12 protein-coding genes are annotated in these 15,906 nt (G+C 43.0%); 8 read left to right on the top strand and 4 right to left on the bottom strand.

Annotated elements, in window-relative coordinates; all coding sequences use genetic code 11:
• Window positions 1-238 precede the first annotated feature (238 nt).
• Genes LU276_RS05435 through LU276_RS05425 form a run of 3 tightly spaced genes read left to right on the top strand, consistent with a single transcriptional unit; the run spans window position 239 to window position 6,414 of the window.
• Window positions 239-1,654: an efflux RND transporter periplasmic adaptor subunit gene (locus tag LU276_RS05435; protein WP_284672869.1), complete on the top strand. Its 1,416-nt coding sequence runs from the start codon at window positions 239-241 to the stop codon at window positions 1,652-1,654.
• 8 nt (window positions 1,655-1,662) lie between these two features.
• Window positions 1,663-4,797, top strand: a complete 3,135-nt coding sequence (locus LU276_RS05430; RefSeq protein WP_284672868.1) for an efflux RND transporter permease subunit — start codon at window positions 1,663-1,665, stop codon at window positions 4,795-4,797.
• A gap of 18 nt (window positions 4,798-4,815) precedes the next feature.
• A complete protein-coding gene (locus tag LU276_RS05425) occupies window positions 4,816-6,414 on the top strand; it encodes an efflux transporter outer membrane subunit (RefSeq protein WP_284672867.1) in 1,599 nt (532 codons plus the stop codon).
• A gap of 117 nt (window positions 6,415-6,531) precedes the next feature.
• Here LU276_RS05425 and LU276_RS05420 read toward each other — a convergent pair whose 3' ends face one another.
• Window positions 6,532-6,984 (bottom strand): threonine/serine exporter family protein, encoded by a 453-nt coding sequence (locus tag LU276_RS05420; protein WP_284672866.1) that lies wholly within the window; start codon window positions 6,982-6,984, stop codon window positions 6,532-6,534.
• Window positions 6,984-7,823, bottom strand: coding sequence for a threonine/serine exporter family protein (locus tag LU276_RS05415; RefSeq protein ID WP_284672865.1), 840 nt, complete (start codon window positions 7,821-7,823; stop codon window positions 6,984-6,986). The genes LU276_RS05420 and LU276_RS05415 overlap by 1 nt, the downstream gene beginning before the upstream one ends.
• A 213-nt stretch (window positions 7,824-8,036) precedes the next feature.
• Between LU276_RS05415 and LU276_RS05410 the strand changes: the two genes are divergently transcribed.
• The 5 genes from LU276_RS05410 to LU276_RS05390 all read left to right on the top strand — a co-directional run bounded on the left by LU276_RS05410 (window position 8,037) and on the right by LU276_RS05390 (window position 13,091).
• A complete protein-coding gene (locus tag LU276_RS05410; protein WP_284672864.1) occupies window positions 8,037-8,969 on the top strand; it encodes a branched-chain amino acid transaminase in 933 nt (310 codons plus the stop codon).
• A gap of 130 nt (window positions 8,970-9,099) precedes the next feature.
• Entirely contained in the window at window positions 9,100-10,350 is a 1,251-nt protein-coding gene (locus LU276_RS05405) for an O-succinylhomoserine sulfhydrylase (RefSeq protein WP_284672863.1), read from the top strand.
• A 72-nt stretch (window positions 10,351-10,422) separates the two neighbouring features.
• Window positions 10,423-11,316, top strand: a complete 894-nt coding sequence (locus LU276_RS05400) for a tetratricopeptide repeat protein (protein WP_284672862.1) — start codon at window positions 10,423-10,425, stop codon at window positions 11,314-11,316.
• A 238-nt stretch (window positions 11,317-11,554) separates the two neighbouring features.
• Window positions 11,555-12,685, top strand: a complete 1,131-nt coding sequence (gene nrdB, locus LU276_RS05395; RefSeq protein ID WP_284672861.1) for a class Ia ribonucleoside-diphosphate reductase subunit beta — start codon at window positions 11,555-11,557, stop codon at window positions 12,683-12,685.
• Between the two features lie 70 nt (window positions 12,686-12,755).
• On the top strand, window positions 12,756-13,091 hold the full coding sequence (locus tag LU276_RS05390; RefSeq protein ID WP_284672860.1) for a 2Fe-2S iron-sulfur cluster-binding protein: 336 nt from the start codon (window positions 12,756-12,758) through the stop codon (window positions 13,089-13,091).
• Window positions 13,092-13,252: 161 nt separating this feature from the next.
• Here LU276_RS05390 and ppk2 read toward each other — a convergent pair whose 3' ends face one another.
• Entirely contained in the window at window positions 13,253-14,287 is a 1,035-nt protein-coding gene (ppk2, locus tag LU276_RS05385) for a polyphosphate kinase 2 (RefSeq protein WP_284672859.1), read from the bottom strand.
• Between the two features lie 150 nt (window positions 14,288-14,437).
• The gene (locus tag LU276_RS05380; protein WP_284672858.1) at window positions 14,438-15,805 is read right to left on the bottom strand and encodes an ABC1 kinase family protein; all 1,368 of its coding nucleotides are present in this window, start codon (window positions 15,803-15,805) and stop codon (window positions 14,438-14,440) included.
• Between the last annotated feature and the right edge of the window lie 101 nt (window positions 15,806-15,906).

The following is a 15,906-nucleotide window of genomic DNA, read 5'->3' as shown; positions in this document are numbered from 1 at the left end:
TTTCAATGGGCGGTATTGCTATTTTTTTGTTTATTCGGCGTTGCTAACTTTTGTCTGGTATACAGTTTGCCGGACTTGGGGCGGTTTTAGGGGTTTGCTTTCTTGGGTGCTTGCTTAATGCTTATTGGTGTGTTGTAACCAACTAAAAAATCAAAGCCGTAAAACTTATTGTTTTAATTATTCTAAGTATTTTAATCATTTAAAAAACTTTTTTGAGTTCAAAAATTAAAAGGTTCTTATGAAACTAAGTGTAAGAGCAGTGATGATTGCTGCGGTATTTTCAAGTATGGCGTTGGTGACTGCTTGCAATAAGTCCGACCAAGCCAAACAGGCATCAGCCCAACAGCAGATGCCACCTGTAGTGGTTGATGTGCAGACCATTAACCTAACCTCAATACCAATGACCAAGACTTTCTCAGGTCGTGTGGCGGCGGTTGAAACCTCAGAGGTGCGTCCACAAGTAACAGGTATTATTGATGAGATTTTATTTCATGAAGGCGGTTTTGTGCGTGCAGGTCAGCCACTATATCGCATCAATACAGATAATTACGCCAGTGCCATCAATTCAGGCAAAGCGTCGGTAGCTAGTGCAGAAGCTGCCGCCCAAAATGCTCGTGCTGTCCATGCACAAGCACAAGCCAATCTGACCGCACAGCAAGCAATGTTGACACAGGCACAAGCTGATTTGGCCAGACTAAAAGATTTGGTGGAAGTGGATGCGGTATCCAAGCAGGTCTATGACCAAGCCATCACTGCCGTGCGTACTGCTGAGGCAAATGTTGGGGCGGCACAAGCGACCGTTGCACAGGCTAGAGCAAGCATTGGCAGTGCTGATGCGGCGATTAATAGTGCCAAAGCTAGCTTAAACGCCAGTGAACTGGATTATAGTCGTACCATAGTCAGAGCTCCTATTAGTGGTAAAATTGGTATCTCGGCGGTTACCAATGGAGCATTGGTTGCTGCTAATCAGGCTAATGCACTGGCCACCATCGCACGCACAGATTATGTGTATGTGGATATCAGTCAATCATCTTCAGAGATGTTGCGTTTGCGTCAGCAGATTGCAGAAGGTAAGGCATCGTATGGCGGTCCTGAAGTGCAAATCGTGCTTGAAGATGGTGAGGCTTATCCGCTGATGGGTCAGCTTATCTTAGCAGATGCTAGAGTTGATGAGTCAACAGGCTCTGTTACTATTCGTGCGGTATTTGCCAATCCAGATGGCGTGCTAATCCCTGGTATGTATGTTAATGCCAAGTTAATGCAATCTATCGTCAATAATGCTGTGGCTTTGCCACAAAGTGCAATCACTCGCACGCCAAAAGGTGAGACCCAAGTTTATGTGGTCAATCAAGATAAAAAAATAGAAGCTCGTATTGTGAAGACTGCAGGGACTTTTCAAGGTCAATGGTTAATCACTGAGGGACTAGTAGATGGTGATCAAGTGGTCATGGTTGGTGCTACTAAAGTCAAACCCGATCAATTGGTTGAGACTCGTCCTTATACATCAAGCCAACCAAAGCAGGCAAGCGTGTCTGGTATGGCAGGTCAAAATACTGTCATGGCACCGCAAGCTGACAATAGCAACAGCAAGCCGAATGTTCAGAATGCTCAGCGACAAAATGAAGATGTCAAAGAAGCATCTGTGGCACAATAGGAGCGTTTATGTCAGAGTTTTTTATTAAAAGACCCATCTTTGCATGGGTGATTGCCATTTTAATTATGCTGGTGGGCGTGATTTCTGTATTTAAAATGCCTGTCGCTCAGTATCCAGAAATCGCACCACCGACAGTAACAATTAGTGCTGTTTATCCAGGTGCGGATGCTCAGACGGTAGAAAATTCGGTAACGCAAGTCATCGAGAGACAGATGAAAGGCTTAGATGGCATGATGTATATGTCATCAAGCTCATCAGCACAAGGTATGGCATCGGTTGAGCTAACCTTTAAAAACGGCACCGATCCAGATACCGCCCAAGTGCAAGTACAAAACAAGCTCCAAGCAGCGACATCGTCTTTACCAGAAGCGGTGCAAAGACAGGGATTGACTGTGAACAAATCATCATCGTCATTTTTGATGGTGGTTGGCTTTATTTCTGAAGATGGCAGTATGGATAAGACCGATATTGCCGATTATCTCAATTCAAGCATTGTTGATCAGATCAGCCGTGTACAAGGCGTGGGCAATGTCAATGTTTTTGGTTCTGAATATGCCATGCGTATTTGGTTAGATCCTGAAAAACTTCGTGCTTATTCGCTCATGCCATCAGACATTGCCACTGCTGTCAATGCCCAAAATGCCCAAGTGTCAGCCGGTCAGCTTGCTGCTGCACCATCTAATGAAGAAGCACAGGTAATCAACGCCACCGTTACCGTGCAAAGTTATCTACAGACTGCTGAGGAGTTTGGTAATATTTTGCTAAAAGCAGACGGTCAGGGGGCACAAGTTCGCCTAAAAGATGTGGCAAAAGTAGAAATCGGCTCGGAAAACTATGGCTACAACTCTTTATACAATGGTAAAGAGGCGGCGGGTATTGGCATTATGTTGGCTTCGGGTTCAAACGCTCTAGAAGTGCGTGAAGCAGTCCAACAAAAGCTTGATCAACTTGCTAAAAGCTATCCTAAAGGATTGACTGCGGTCGTGCCTTATGATACCACGCCATTTGTTCGCTTATCAATCGAGCAGGTGGTACATACGCTGATTGAGGCGATTGTGTTGGTGTTTTTGGTCATGTTTTTGTTTTTACAAAACTGGCGTGCCACCATCATTCCAACCCTTGCGGTGCCTGTGATCATCTTAGGTACATTTGCAGTACTGCTTGTTGCTGGTTTTAGTATCAATATTCTCACTATGTTTGCCTTAGTGCTTGCCATCGGTTTGCTTGTTGATGACGCCATTGTTGTGGTGGAGAATGTTGAGCGTATCTTGGAAGAAAACCCAACCATCTTAGTTAAAGACGCTACCATCCAGTCAATGAGAGAAATCAGCAAAGTACTGATTGGTATTGCTCTGATTTTATCGGCGGTATTTGTGCCGATGGCGTTTTTTGGTGGTTCAACAGGGGTAATTTATCGTCAGTTTGCCATCACGCTGATTGCAGCGATGTCATTGTCGGCGGTTGTTGCTTTGATTTTTACACCCGCACTTTGTGTTACTATCTTAAAGCGTAAAGCTCATCAAGATATCGAGCATCAAAAAGGATTTTTTGGTTGGTTTAATCGTCTATTTCGTGATGCCAGCTTAAAATATGAAAAAATTGTTGGCAAGAGCTTTAATCTTAAGTGGTTATATGGCATTGGCTATGCACTCATTATTCTTGTGCTTGGTGTGCTGTTTACTAGACTGCCTCATTCTTTTGTTCCAGAAGAAGATCAAGGCGTGCTGTTTACGATGGTGCAGACTCCAGTCGGCTCAACAACCAAAGACACCCAAGCGGTGCTTGATGATGTAAGTGCGTATTTTAACAATCAAGAAAAAGATAATATTGAGTCCATCTTTACCGTAACAGGCTTTAGCTTTATGGGGGGTGGTCAGAACAACGGTATTGCTTTTATTCGCCTAAAAGATTGGGATGAGCGTACTGCCCCTGGCACCGATGCAGCGAGTATCGCAGGCAAGGCGATGGGGTATTTTATGACGCAATATAATAAAGCAAATGTCTATACTTTAGCACCACCATCGATACAAGGTCTAGGTAGCTCTAGCGGTTTTGATTTTGTCTTGCAAGATACAGGTGGCGTGGGTCATGTAGCTCTACTTGAGGCACGCAATATGCTACTGGGTATGGCAGCTCAAAAGCCAGATGTGCTGTCAGGTGTGCGTCCTAATGGACAAGAAGACTCGCCACAGCTAAAAGTGAATGTCAATCATGACCAAGCTGCTGCCTACGGTTTATCCATTAGCGACATCAACCGCACCATCTCAATGGGTTGGGGTTCGGCGAAACTTGGTGATTTTGTTGACCGTGGTCGCATTAAGTCTGTTTATATTCAAGGTGATCCCATGTCTCGCACAACGCCTGAAGATATCGGCAAATGGTATGTGCGTAACTCTGGTGGCAATATGATTGGTTTTGATACCTTTGCAACAAGTGAGTGGACTTATGGTTCGCCACGACTAACCCGATATAACAGCTTGCCAAGCATCAGCATTCAAGGAGCATCTGCACCTGGAAAATCAAATGGGGAAGCGGTGGCCGCAATGGAAGCAATCGCCAGTCAGTTGCCTGATGGCATTGGTTTTGAGTGGACTGGTTTAACCTTGCAAGAACAACAATCGGGTTCGCAAGCACCTTGGCTGTATGCGATTTCCATTCTTGTGGTCTTCTTATGTCTAGCGGCATTGTATGAAAGCTGGTTGATTCCGTTTTCGGTGATGATGGTTGTGCCACTTGGTGTCTTAGGTGCGATTACTTTTACTTGGTTGCGTGGCTTTGATAATGATGTGTATCTGCAAGTTGGTCTATTGACAGTGATTGGTCTATCAGCTAAAAACGCCATTTTGATTATTGAGGTTGCAAAGGAGCTTCAAGAAAAAGGTTGGGCATTAAAAGATGCGGTCATGCGAGCTGCTCGCCAGCGTTTGCGTCCAATCATCATGACTTCGCTTGCCTTTGGTATCGGTGTTGTGCCGTTGTATGTTGCAACTGGTGCAGGTTCTGGCAGTCAAAATGCAGTTGGTACAAGTGTGTTTGGTGGTGTGATTATGGCGACTTTCTTGGGCGTGTTCTTTATTCCAATGTTCTACATCTGGGTTCGCTCAATCTTTCCGCACAAACCTGCTAAAACTGACGCACAGTAGCAATCATAAGGAGAATTTATGAAAACTAATAACACAATTCGTCTGTCTGCACTATCTGCATTAGCACTTGCCATGACGGCGTGTAGCACCATTCCAAAGCAGGTGGATACGATGGTTGCTAAGCATAATTTGGCGATTGATAAGTCTTATCAAGTGCTAGACGCACAAACCACCAGTTTGGCAGAAGCACCAAGCGTAGCCGCCATGCGTTGGCAGGATTTTTATGCAGATGATAAACTAAAATCGTTAATTGAGATGGGTCTAAACAACAACAAAGACCTTCAAAAAGCCTTGCTAGCCATTCAAAGCTCTCGTGCTCAGTATCAAATCACCACCGCTGATGGTATGCCCAAGCTGGGGGTGTCAGGTGGGGTGAATCGTTCGGCAAATGCTGCCGACCACAATGCCAGTAGTGGCTATAATGTCAATCTTGCCATGCCAGGTTATGAGATTGACCTGTGGGGCAAGATTGCCAATGCTAAAGATGCGGCACTACATAATTATCTGGCGACCAATTCTGCCAAAGATGCAGTGCAGATTTCTTTGATTTCTAGTATTGCCCAAAGCTATGTTAATCTAAGTTATGCCTTAGCTCAGCGTCATCTTGCCCTAGAGACGCTAAAAACTCGTGAGCATTCACTAGATATTACCAATAAACGCTTTGCTGCAGGGATTGACGCTCGGTCCCCAAGCCTGCAAGCAGAGGCATCGCTAGAGGCAGCCAAACTTGCCATCTACCAAGCAGATACCGGCATTTTGCAAGCACGCAACGCCTTGCAGCTACTTTTGGGGGTGCCGATTCCTGATGAGTTGATGCCTGACATGGCGGTGGATAACATCACAACTCAATCGCTCTTTAGTGCAGGTCTGCCAAGCGAGCTTTTGTATTATCGTCCCGATGTGGTGCAAGCAGAGCATCTCCTAAAGGCAGCGGGAGCTAACATTAATGTCGCTCGTGCTGCTTATTTTCCTTCAATTAGTCTGACGGGCAATTTGGGATTTAGCTCAGCAAGCCTAAGTGATTTATTAAAATCAACTGCCTTTGGTTGGTCGGTTGGTCCATCAATCAACTTGCCGATTTTTGATGCAGGAATACGCCGTGCTAACTACCAGATGGCGGAAGTTGCCCAAAAAAGTGCATTGGTGTCTTATGAAAAAGCCATTCAGACTGCCTTTAAGGAGGTGGGCGATGTATTGGCAGCTCGTGCAACTTTAGGTAGGCAGTTAGAGTCGCAATATAAGCTACAAAGCAATTACCAACAAACTTACAAAATTGCTCATGCACGCTTTCGCTCGGGACTAGATGATTATCTAAGTGTGTTAGATGCTGAGCGTTCACTGTTTGCCAATCAGCAAAATATCTTAAACCTAGAATTGCAAAAAATTCTAAGTCAGATTCAACTGTATCAAGCCTTAGGTGGTGGTGCAACCTTGACAGTCGAACAGATTGCTGGCATTGAAAAACAGCGTCAAATCATGCGTGCAATGGCATCGGCCGCAAGTGTCGAACAACCACAAGACGAGCCTGTCAAGGTAACTAAAATCATACAAGTGGTACAACCTGCACCAAACAATGATAAGGTTAAGCCTGTTACACAACAGGTGGATACGCCTTAGTGTGCCAAGCTCCCACTTTTTGTTATTTTGACAAAACATTGACAATAAAAAACGCTCATTGCTTGATGAGCGTTTTTTATTTTTTGATTAAAATGAATTAAGTACATTGTAGGACAGCTAAACAATGGGTTTTCTGCGATAAAATAAAATGCCAGGAATGGACAATCCAAGCACTAAGGCTGAGATGATAAAAATTGCTTCAAAAAAATACTGCATCATGGTAATAAATAGCGTCATATCAAAACCAAAATAACCGATTTGTACCATGCTTACCATCGCTTTATAAGCGGCAATACCAGGCATTAAACAAATCACACTTGGCACAATCAATGCCTTTGGCGGTAGGCGAAATCGTTGAGCAAACCACACGCCTGCAAAACTGGCAAACATTGAACCAAAGAAAGTTGCCACCGCCAAATGAATGCCAAAATCCACCATTAGGCTTTTTGTGCCAAAACCTAGGACAGTCATGAACAGGCAATAAACAATATAACGACTGGGCAAGGTAAGCATCAAGCACCAGCCAAGCGTGATAACACATGATAACAAAATATCGGAAATGAGCCACATCATAGCCCCCAATGTGGAATTTGTAATAAAATTAAAGCAATCACTATGCCAACGCACGCTGATAAGGTCAACATACTGGCAAACATCCACCTGCCTACACCCATATTAATGTAGCCTTTTAGAATATCCGACAAGGCATTAATGATGGGGAAACTTGGTACGAGCAAAAGCACGCTGGCAGCAACAGCAATATCAGCCTTATCGCCAAGACTTACCAAACCATTTAAATCTAAAAAGTACGCCGACGCTCCCAATAGCGTGGCAACAAAAGCGGTGATGATGACCACAACAAAAGGGTTGAAATGATGAGCGGATAAGTATAAGCGTATCCGCATGGTACAAAATCCAGCCACCAAAGTAATGGTAGCAATCACCAGATTGCCACCATTTAGATAAGCAAAGCACGCACAAGAAAAACCTACAAAAAGCGACATCAGGGCATTGGGGTAGGTGGTTCGGTCAATGCTGTTTAGTTGTTTTTCAACTTCGTCAATCAAAGTTTCGTTTTTGGTGGCGGATTCGGCATACATGACAATCTGCTGAATCTGCACCAAGATGCTAACATTGATGCCTTGATGAATGGTGTTTCTGGCGGTGGTGATACAGCGACCATTGTATAGCGTGGTTAAGGTTACGGCATTAAAAGACAAAGCACATTCCACGCCACCCACACCCAAAGACACGCCGAGTCGTTTTGTTAAGTCAACCACCACCGCCGATTCTCCACCGTATTGCATGAATAGCAATGCACATCGTACGCATAATCTGGTGATGCGTTGTTGTTCTTCATAGCTGATATAGGGTAGTCTGCGGGGCTTGCTTTCGCTAACGATAGGCATGAGTGTGATGGATTTGTTGGTTATGTTTTGGTTGTATTTGTCGGTGTATTGTAAAGCTAAACGACAAAAAAATCATCATGATGGCATAATTTTTAAGAAAATTTTTCAAAAACGCTGTAGAAAATATTGCAAAAGCCCTAAAGGGTGCTATAATCACTAAACACTCCCTTTTTTATTTGTAATTTTTACGATCAAAAACTCTAAGGAATACTCATGAATATGGCAACCAACCCAGGTAAATTATGGATAGATGGTACGATTGTCAAGCAACCAGATGCGAAAGTCCATGTTTTGACGCACAGCCTGCATTATGGTTTGGCGGTGTTTGAAGGTGTGCGTGCTTATCAGACACCTGATGGGCGTACTGCGATTTTTCGCCTACATGAGCATACCGAAAGACTACTAAACTCCGCCAAAATCTTTCAGCTAAATGTGCCTTATGACCATGATACGCTAGTACAAGCCCAAAAAGATGTGGTTCGTGAAAGCGGTTTATCAGCAGCGTATATCCGTCCGTTGATTTGGGTGGGTTCTGAAAAATTGGGCATCGCAGCCAAAGACAATACCATTCATGCCGCTGTTGCTGCTTGGCATTGGGGTGCGTATTTGGGCGAAGATGGTATCAAAAATGGTATCCGTGCTAAAACTTCAAGTTATACGCATCATCATCCAAATGTTACCATGTGTAAAGCAAAAGCTGCCGCTAACTATCCTGTATCTATTTTAGCCAATCAAGAGGCGACCAAAGCTGGCTATGATGAAGCCATCTTGATGGACCCATTGGGCTATGTATGTCAAGGTTCTGGTGAAAATCTATTCTTAGTAAAAAATGGTGAGTTACACACACCTGATTTAGCAGGTGGTGCATTAGACGGTATTACTCGCCGTACGATTATCCATTTTGCCAATGATTTGGGTATTAAGGTAATAGAAAGACGCATTACTCGTGATGAGTTTTATTTAGCCGATGAAATTTTCATGACAGGCACGGCTGCTGAAGTTACGCCGATTCGTGAATATGATGACCGAGTGATTGGTAATGGCTCTCGTGGTGAAATCACCGAAAAACTACAAACGCTTTATTTTGATGTTGTGCAAGGTCGCAACGAGCAATACAAGCATTGGCTGTCATTTGTTGATGAATAATCGGTTGAATATCAATAAAAGAGGCGGGCTTCATACCGTCTTTTTTATTTGTATTAGCATGAAAACGAGTGATGAAAATTGTGTTATCATAGAGATATGTTGATTTGATGATTGATAAAAAGGTGTAAGTATGACAATTTTGGATGATAATTGGCAATCTGATGCCCTAGACCCATCTTTAGGATTTTTTGAACAAACTTTGGCGGTAAGAGGTGGTTATCACCGTACGGACGAAGGTGAACATAGTGAGGCGATTTTTGCTACCAGTAGCTATGTCTATGCGTCTGCCAAAGATGCCGCCGACCATTTCAACGGTAACAAAAAGGGCAATGTGTATTCTCGCCATACCAACCCAACTGTGCGAGCCTTTGAACGCAGACTTGCTTTGTTAGAAAATGGCGAACGGTGTGTTGCGACTGCCAGTGGCATGGGGGCGATTTTGACAATGTGCCTTGCTTATCTTCAAGCAGGCGACCATTTATTGTGTGCCAAGCAATTGTTCGGTTCATCGGTGGCTTTGTTTGACACTTATTTTAAAGGCTTTGGTGTAGAGGTATCTTATGTGGATTGCTTTGATACTGACGCTTGGAAAGGTGCCATACAGCCTAATACTAAGGTTTGTTATCTTGAAAGCCCAAGCAATCCTTTGGCTCAGATTGCTGATATTACTAAGATTGCTAAAATCGCCCATGAAAATGGGGCATTGCTCATCGTGGATAACTGTTTTGGCACCCCAGTCATTCAAAAGCCTTTGGAGCTAGGGGCGGATATCGTCATTCATTCGGCATCTAAATACATAGATGGTCAAGGACGGGTTTTGGGAGGTGCATTGGTTGGTTCTGAGACACTCATGGAAAAAGCCTTTGGTGTGGTGCGTACTGGTGGCATAAGTTTATCTCCCTTTAATGCGTGGGTGTTACTAAAAGGTCTAGAAACCTTGTCCATTCGCATGAAAACCCACTGCGAGAATGCAAACCGTGTGGCGGAGTTTTTAAATCAACACCCAAAAGTAGCCAAGGTGCATTTTTCAGGACTTTCTAATCATCCTTCGCATGAAGTTGCCAAACGCCAGCATACGGCTTTAAGTGGCGTTGGAGGTGGCGAAATACAAGGAGCGTTTGGAGCGATTATTGGTTTTGAGGTGGCAGGTCAGCATGAAGCATGGCATATCATTGATAGCACAAGAATGATTAGTATCACCAATAACTTAGGCGATGCTAAGACCACCATTACCCATCCTGCCACCACTACTCATTTTCGCATGACTCCCGAGCAACGGCTGGAAGCAGGCGTGAATGATGGGCTGATACGCTTATCGGTAGGGCTTGAAAGTGTAGAGGATATTATCAAGGATTTGGCACGAGGATTAGACAGCCTGTAATATGGCCAAAATTTGATGTTAAAATTGATGTTTTTAGGTAATTTTTCGTTTATTGGATAAAAGAAGTCGGCAATGAGTTTTCTTAATAAGTTATTTAAAAGAAATAATCATAATGATTCCATCGCTAATGTCAGAAAGTCAATCAACCATGACACACAAGCAGAGCATGACAAGGCGGTGGCATTGTATGATAAAGCAACTATGCATTATCAGCAGGGCGGCCATGAGCAGGCGGCGGAACTGCTCATGGCTGCGGCGGCATTAGGCTTGGCGGACGCACAGCGTAGCTTGGGTGTCATGCACTGTCAGGGTATGGGTGTACGGCAGGACTATGAAAAGGGGCATGAGTTGTTCATGAAGTCTGCCGAACAGGGCAATATCAAGGCTTATCATAATTTGGGTGTGATGTATTATCATGGTTTTGGGGTAACGCAAAATTATCAAACAGCATTTTCTTGGTATGAAAAAGCTGCTAGCAGCGATTATGCTGAATCTTGTCATAATATCGCACTCATGTATGAGTATGGCGTTGGCGTACCAACCAATGATGATGAAGCGGTTAAGTGGCACAAAAAAGCAGGCGAACTTGGTATGGTGCTGTCTTATTTAAACTTGGGTAATTTGTACTGCGTGGGTCGTGGCGTTCCCCAAGATTATGCAGAAGCCATGGAGTGTTTTAAAAAATCAGCGATGGGCGGTATTCCAGAAGCCAGCTACAATTTGGCAGTACATTATCAGCGAGGCGAGGGTATTACTCAGGATTTGGCGGCAGCTTTTGATCATTTTAAAGAGGCGGCCGAGTCTGACTTTGCCCCTGCCATGCACCAATTGGCACTGTGTTACCTAGATGGTCAGGGTATAAAAAAAGATGAGCAAAAAGGAAAAGAATGGCTACAAAAGGCGGCGACCCAAGACCATGAACCATCCATTAGCTTATTAAACAGACTGTCTGCCGATGGTAAATAGCTAGCCTGATGAATGGTAAAGATTAGCCGATTGCTTTTTTGGGCGATTGGGGTGGTGCTCATATTTGTGATTAAAAAACCATGCGAACTCAAGTTTTTTATGTTAAAATTATCGGCAGATTTTTACTACATAATGTGTTTTTTATAAAAAATAATACTATATATTGATTTAAGTCCTATTAATTCAATAAGTTAACGAATTTTAAGACTCTTATTTGATTTATTTTGGAAAAAATATCATGCAATATTCTATTTTTTGTCAAACGAAAAACGATGTTTTAACCGAGCCAATGTTTTTTGGGCAACCGGTGAATGTCGCCAGATATGACCAACAAAAACATCCAATTTTTGAACAGTTGATTGAAAAACAGTTGTCATTCTTTTGGCGACCAGAAGAGATTGATGTCAGCCGAGATCGCATTGATTTTGCTAATTTATCTGTACATGAACAACACATTTTCCTATCAAATCTAAAATACCAGACTTTGCTTGACAGCATACAGGGTCGCAGTCCTAATGTGGTGCTATTGCCTTTGGTGTCCATCCCTGAGCTTGAGACTTGGATTGAAACATGGTCATTTAGTGAGACAATTCACAGTCGCAGTTATACACACATCATTCGCAATGTGGTTAATGACCCATCAGTGATTTTTGATGACATCATGGATAATGAGCATATTCTTGCTCGTGCTGAAGATATTGCCAAATATTATGATGAGCTGTATGAGCTATCAAATTATTACAATATGTTTGGTATAGGTACGCACATCATCAATGGCAAGCAGGTAACGGTGGATTTTAAAGACCTTAAAAAGAAACTTTATCTGTGTTTGATGGCGGTAAATGTGTTAGAAGCCATTCGTTTCTATGTGTCATTTGCTTGTTCATTTGCCTTTGCAGAGCGAAAACTGATGGAGGGCAATGCTAAGATTATCAAGATGATTGCTCGTGATGAAGCACTACATCTAAATGGTACTCAGCACATGATTAACCTAATGCAGATGGGTCGTGATGACCCTGAGATGGTAGAGATTGCTCAAGAGTGTAAAGATGAAGCGATTGCTATTTTCCGTACTGCTGCCGAACAAGAAAAAGGCTGGGCGGACTATTTATTCAAAGACGGTTCGATGATTGGTCTGAACAAAGACATTCTATGCCAGTATATTGAGTTTATCACCAATACACGCATGGCATCAATCGGACTGCCTGCCATCTTTGAAGTCAAATCCAACCCAATTCCTTGGATTAACGCATGGCTATCATCAGATAATGTACAGGTTGCTCCGCAAGAGACTGAAATCACTACTTATTTGGTGGGTCAGATTGATTCGGATTTAGATGATGTTGATTTGGATGACTTTGAGCTATGATGCTCATCGGTTAATGATTGCCAATCAAGAAATAATATCGCTTTAACTTTTGGGTAAGACAAGGTATAACATGGGCTGGGTATTCACCGATGAAATGCGATTTTATCTGCACGAGAACGAAACCTTGTTGGAAGGCATGAAACGAACAGGGCATCAGACGGTGCGGTTTGAATGTCAGCGTGGCTATTGTGGTTCTTGTAAGATGCGTATCACGGCAAAGACAGGAGATATTAAGACCATTAGAAAACCCATTGCCATGCTTGATGATGATGAGGTGCTTGCTTGTTGCTGTCAAGCGACAGGCAGTATTTGTGTTACTTATGCCCAAAAATCCGATCAAGAACAACTAAGTTTATTTGAGGATAAGCAGACAAATAGTCGTACAAATGTATGGCTTGTGATTTGATAGATGCTAGGTTAGCCAAGATTGGCTAAAATACTCAAATGGCATATTTACAATCCATATCTGCGTTCACAATAAAAACACCCCAAAGGTTGTCTAACTTTTGGGGTGTGGTTCAAAAAGGGCGGTATTTTTATTTTACAGATGGTTATTTTTTGGTATTTCTAGCAGAGCTTTACCGAAAGGTCGGTATGCTCATCCATCTCATAAGGTGCCCCTGCACGACCAACAATCAGTGGGTCAATATTGCCAATTTGTGCAGCGTCTTTATTTTCGTAATTTAGTTTGTTTAGGACATAACGCATGGCATTGAGGCGAGCACGCTTTTTGCAGTCAGATTTGATGACAATCCAAGGCGACTCTGCAGTGTCAGTATTAAAGAACATGGCTTCTTTTGCAAGGGTATAATCATCCCACTTGTTTAAAGATGCTTTGTCCACAGGTGAAAGTTTCCATTGTTTTAATGGGTCATTTTCACGACTGGCAAAGCGTGCTTTTTGCTCTTCACGAGAAACTGAGAACCAAAATTTCACAAGCTGAACGCCAGATTCAATCAAATGTTTTTCAAATTCAGGCACTTGACGCATGAAAGTTTGGTATTCATGGTCTGTACAAAAACCCATCACACGCTCAACCACAGCACGGTTATACCAAGAACGGTCAAATAATACAATCTCGCCTGCGGTTGGTAGGTGCTGTACATAACGCTGGAAGTACCATTGTCCTTTTTCTTGCTCGGTTGGTTTTTCTAGGGCGACCACACGAGCACCACGAGGATTTAGATGTTCCATGAATCGCTTGATAGTACCACCTTTACCTGCTGCATCACGACCTTCAAACAAGATAATCAGTCTTTGTCCTGTGGCTTTGACATGGTGTTGTAGCTTTAATAGTTCAATTTGTAGTTTGTACTTTTGGGATTCGTAGTTTTTACGGCTCAAACGATGCTTGTAAGGGTAACCGCCTTCACGCCAGTTGTCTGATAGCTGGGTGTCTTTGGATTTGTCTGTGCGTACCTGTTGAACAACTTGTGTAGCAGGTAGATAGTCGCTCAAAAGTTGCCCAAGCTCTGCCAAATCATCAGGTGATGCGTGAGTTAGTAGCTCTTCTAGCTGTGCGGCGGTACTTGGCATGGTTTGTGTTTTTGGGGTGGTGCGACGAGTTTTGGGTTGTTGAGTGGCTTTGCTATCGCTTGTCATGGCATACTCCTAAGATAATTGTGGAATTATGTTTGTATCTTATCATGTTATGATGGCGGTAACAATTTATTTCATCTGATGAATATACGCAAAATCCTAATAAATACCATGAATGTATTTTGTAAGTTCATGGTATTTATATTTTTGGGTTTAAGTGATGTTGTTATTCTTGAGATATGGGGTGATGAGTGTCTGGCTGTTAGTGCGTGCATCTAACGAGACCAGTAGGGTGTAGGCACCGATAAATTTTCGACTGATGAACATCATCTCTTTAGGTGGCAGGCTAAACTCTAGTGAGGTCATGCCATCTTTGGCACAACTCATCACTCGATGATATAGCTGACTATTCGCCCATAGATAACAGCCTTTGTTATCTAGAAACTGAGCTGAGAGGTGCTTGGCATCAGAAAAAGGTTCGCACGCTAACAAGAAAACCTTTGCCATGTCTTCTTTGGGTTTGCCTTTTAGTTTGTCAAAAAAATCATAGCCTTGCATGGCATTCATCATCATATCTTTATTCTGATGGTATCCTGCAGTCATTAGATTTTTGGCAAGATGTAATAAATGCTCATCAAACTGCTTGACCGCCCCAAAGTCAAGCAAGACAAGTTTATCAGCCCCATCGTCATCAATTTTTACCAAATAGTTGCCAAAATTGGGGTCGGTTTGCATTTCTCCCCATTCAAACAGCTCACGCATGACGATATCAAGTGCTGCACCACCCAAAGCATCTTTGCGAGCCTGAGGCAGTGCATTGACCAACTTATGATTGAGTGGTACGCCAGTCTCAAAACTCATGCAAATAAGCCGTTTGGTGCTATAGTTATCATAGATGGTTGGAACGATATAGCGTGCGTCATCGGATAGATAATTGGCAAATCGCTTGGTGGTGGCAGCTTCAGTATGATAATCAACTTCGGTTTGTAGTAGCTCTTTGATTTCTAAGAACCAATCATCTAACGCTTTGGTTTGTGGGACGGCATTGGTAACTTTCAGTAGCTGTTTAAAGATGGCAAGGTCGGATTCAATTGCACCCGCGACATTAGGATACTGCACTTTTAAAGCGACGGTGCGACCACTGTATTTGTGTACGGCTTTGTGTACTTGAGCTAGGCTTGCTGTGCCAATTGGTGTGCGTTCAATCTCAAAATCATGCACTCGTTCGCCAAGTTCTGCTTTTAGGGCATCATAAATGATGTGCCATGACAACGGGGTGGTATTGGCATCTAAGGTATGTAGGGCATCGATGACTTCTTTGGGTAAAAAATGTTCGCCGTACAAAGCAAGCATCTGCCCAATTTTAACCACCGAGCCTTTTAACTTGCCAAGCTCGCTAACCAGATAGTTAGCCTGTTCTTTTAATAGGGTGTGTTTTTGTATTTCTTTGGCTTCTTTACTCAAGAACAGCCCTGAAACACCGCTTTTTGCCCAGTTTGCACCAATATTCAAAGAAGTTTTAGCGATGGATAGGCGGCGTTGCATGAGTGTGGTTTTTAGCTGATTGATTGGCTTGGTCATGGTATTAAAATTGCTTTTGTTTGAGATTTTATGGTAAAAAATTGCCCATATTATATCAAAAATTCAAGCACAAAAGAGACTTTATGTGCAATTCGTGCAGC

Origin of the sequence: Moraxella haemolytica (assembly GCF_030177935.1) — a bacterium.
Taxonomy (GTDB): Bacteria; Pseudomonadota; Gammaproteobacteria; order Pseudomonadales; family Moraxellaceae; genus Moraxella; species Moraxella haemolytica.
This window is presented reverse-complemented; position numbering and strand designations above follow the sequence as displayed.

Excerpts from the sequence above, each read along its gene's own strand:
- LU276_RS05435 (WP_284672869.1), top strand. The coding sequence starts at position 239 with ATGAAACTAAGTGTAAGAGCAGTGATGATTGCTGCGGTATTTTCAAGT.
- LU276_RS05430 (WP_284672868.1), top strand. The coding sequence starts at position 1,663 with ATGTCAGAGTTTTTTATTAAAAGACCCATCTTTGCATGGGTGATTGCC.
- LU276_RS05425 (WP_284672867.1), top strand. The coding sequence starts at position 4,816 with ATGAAAACTAATAACACAATTCGTCTGTCTGCACTATCTGCATTAGCA.
- LU276_RS05420 (WP_284672866.1), bottom strand. The coding sequence starts at position 6,984 with ATGTGGCTCATTTCCGATATTTTGTTATCATGTGTTATCACGCTTGGC.
- LU276_RS05415 (WP_284672865.1), bottom strand. The coding sequence starts at position 7,823 with ATGCCTATCGTTAGCGAAAGCAAGCCCCGCAGACTACCCTATATCAGC.
- LU276_RS05410 (WP_284672864.1), top strand. The coding sequence starts at position 8,037 with ATGAATATGGCAACCAACCCAGGTAAATTATGGATAGATGGTACGATT.
- LU276_RS05405 (WP_284672863.1), top strand. The coding sequence starts at position 9,100 with ATGACAATTTTGGATGATAATTGGCAATCTGATGCCCTAGACCCATCT.
- LU276_RS05400 (WP_284672862.1), top strand. The coding sequence starts at position 10,423 with ATGAGTTTTCTTAATAAGTTATTTAAAAGAAATAATCATAATGATTCC.
- nrdB (WP_284672861.1), top strand. The coding sequence starts at position 11,555 with ATGCAATATTCTATTTTTTGTCAAACGAAAAACGATGTTTTAACCGAG.
- LU276_RS05390 (WP_284672860.1), top strand. The coding sequence starts at position 12,756 with ATGGGCTGGGTATTCACCGATGAAATGCGATTTTATCTGCACGAGAAC.
- ppk2 (WP_284672859.1), bottom strand. The coding sequence starts at position 14,287 with ATGACAAGCGATAGCAAAGCCACTCAACAACCCAAAACTCGTCGCACC.
- LU276_RS05380 (WP_284672858.1), bottom strand. The coding sequence starts at position 15,805 with ATGACCAAGCCAATCAATCAGCTAAAAACCACACTCATGCAACGCCGC.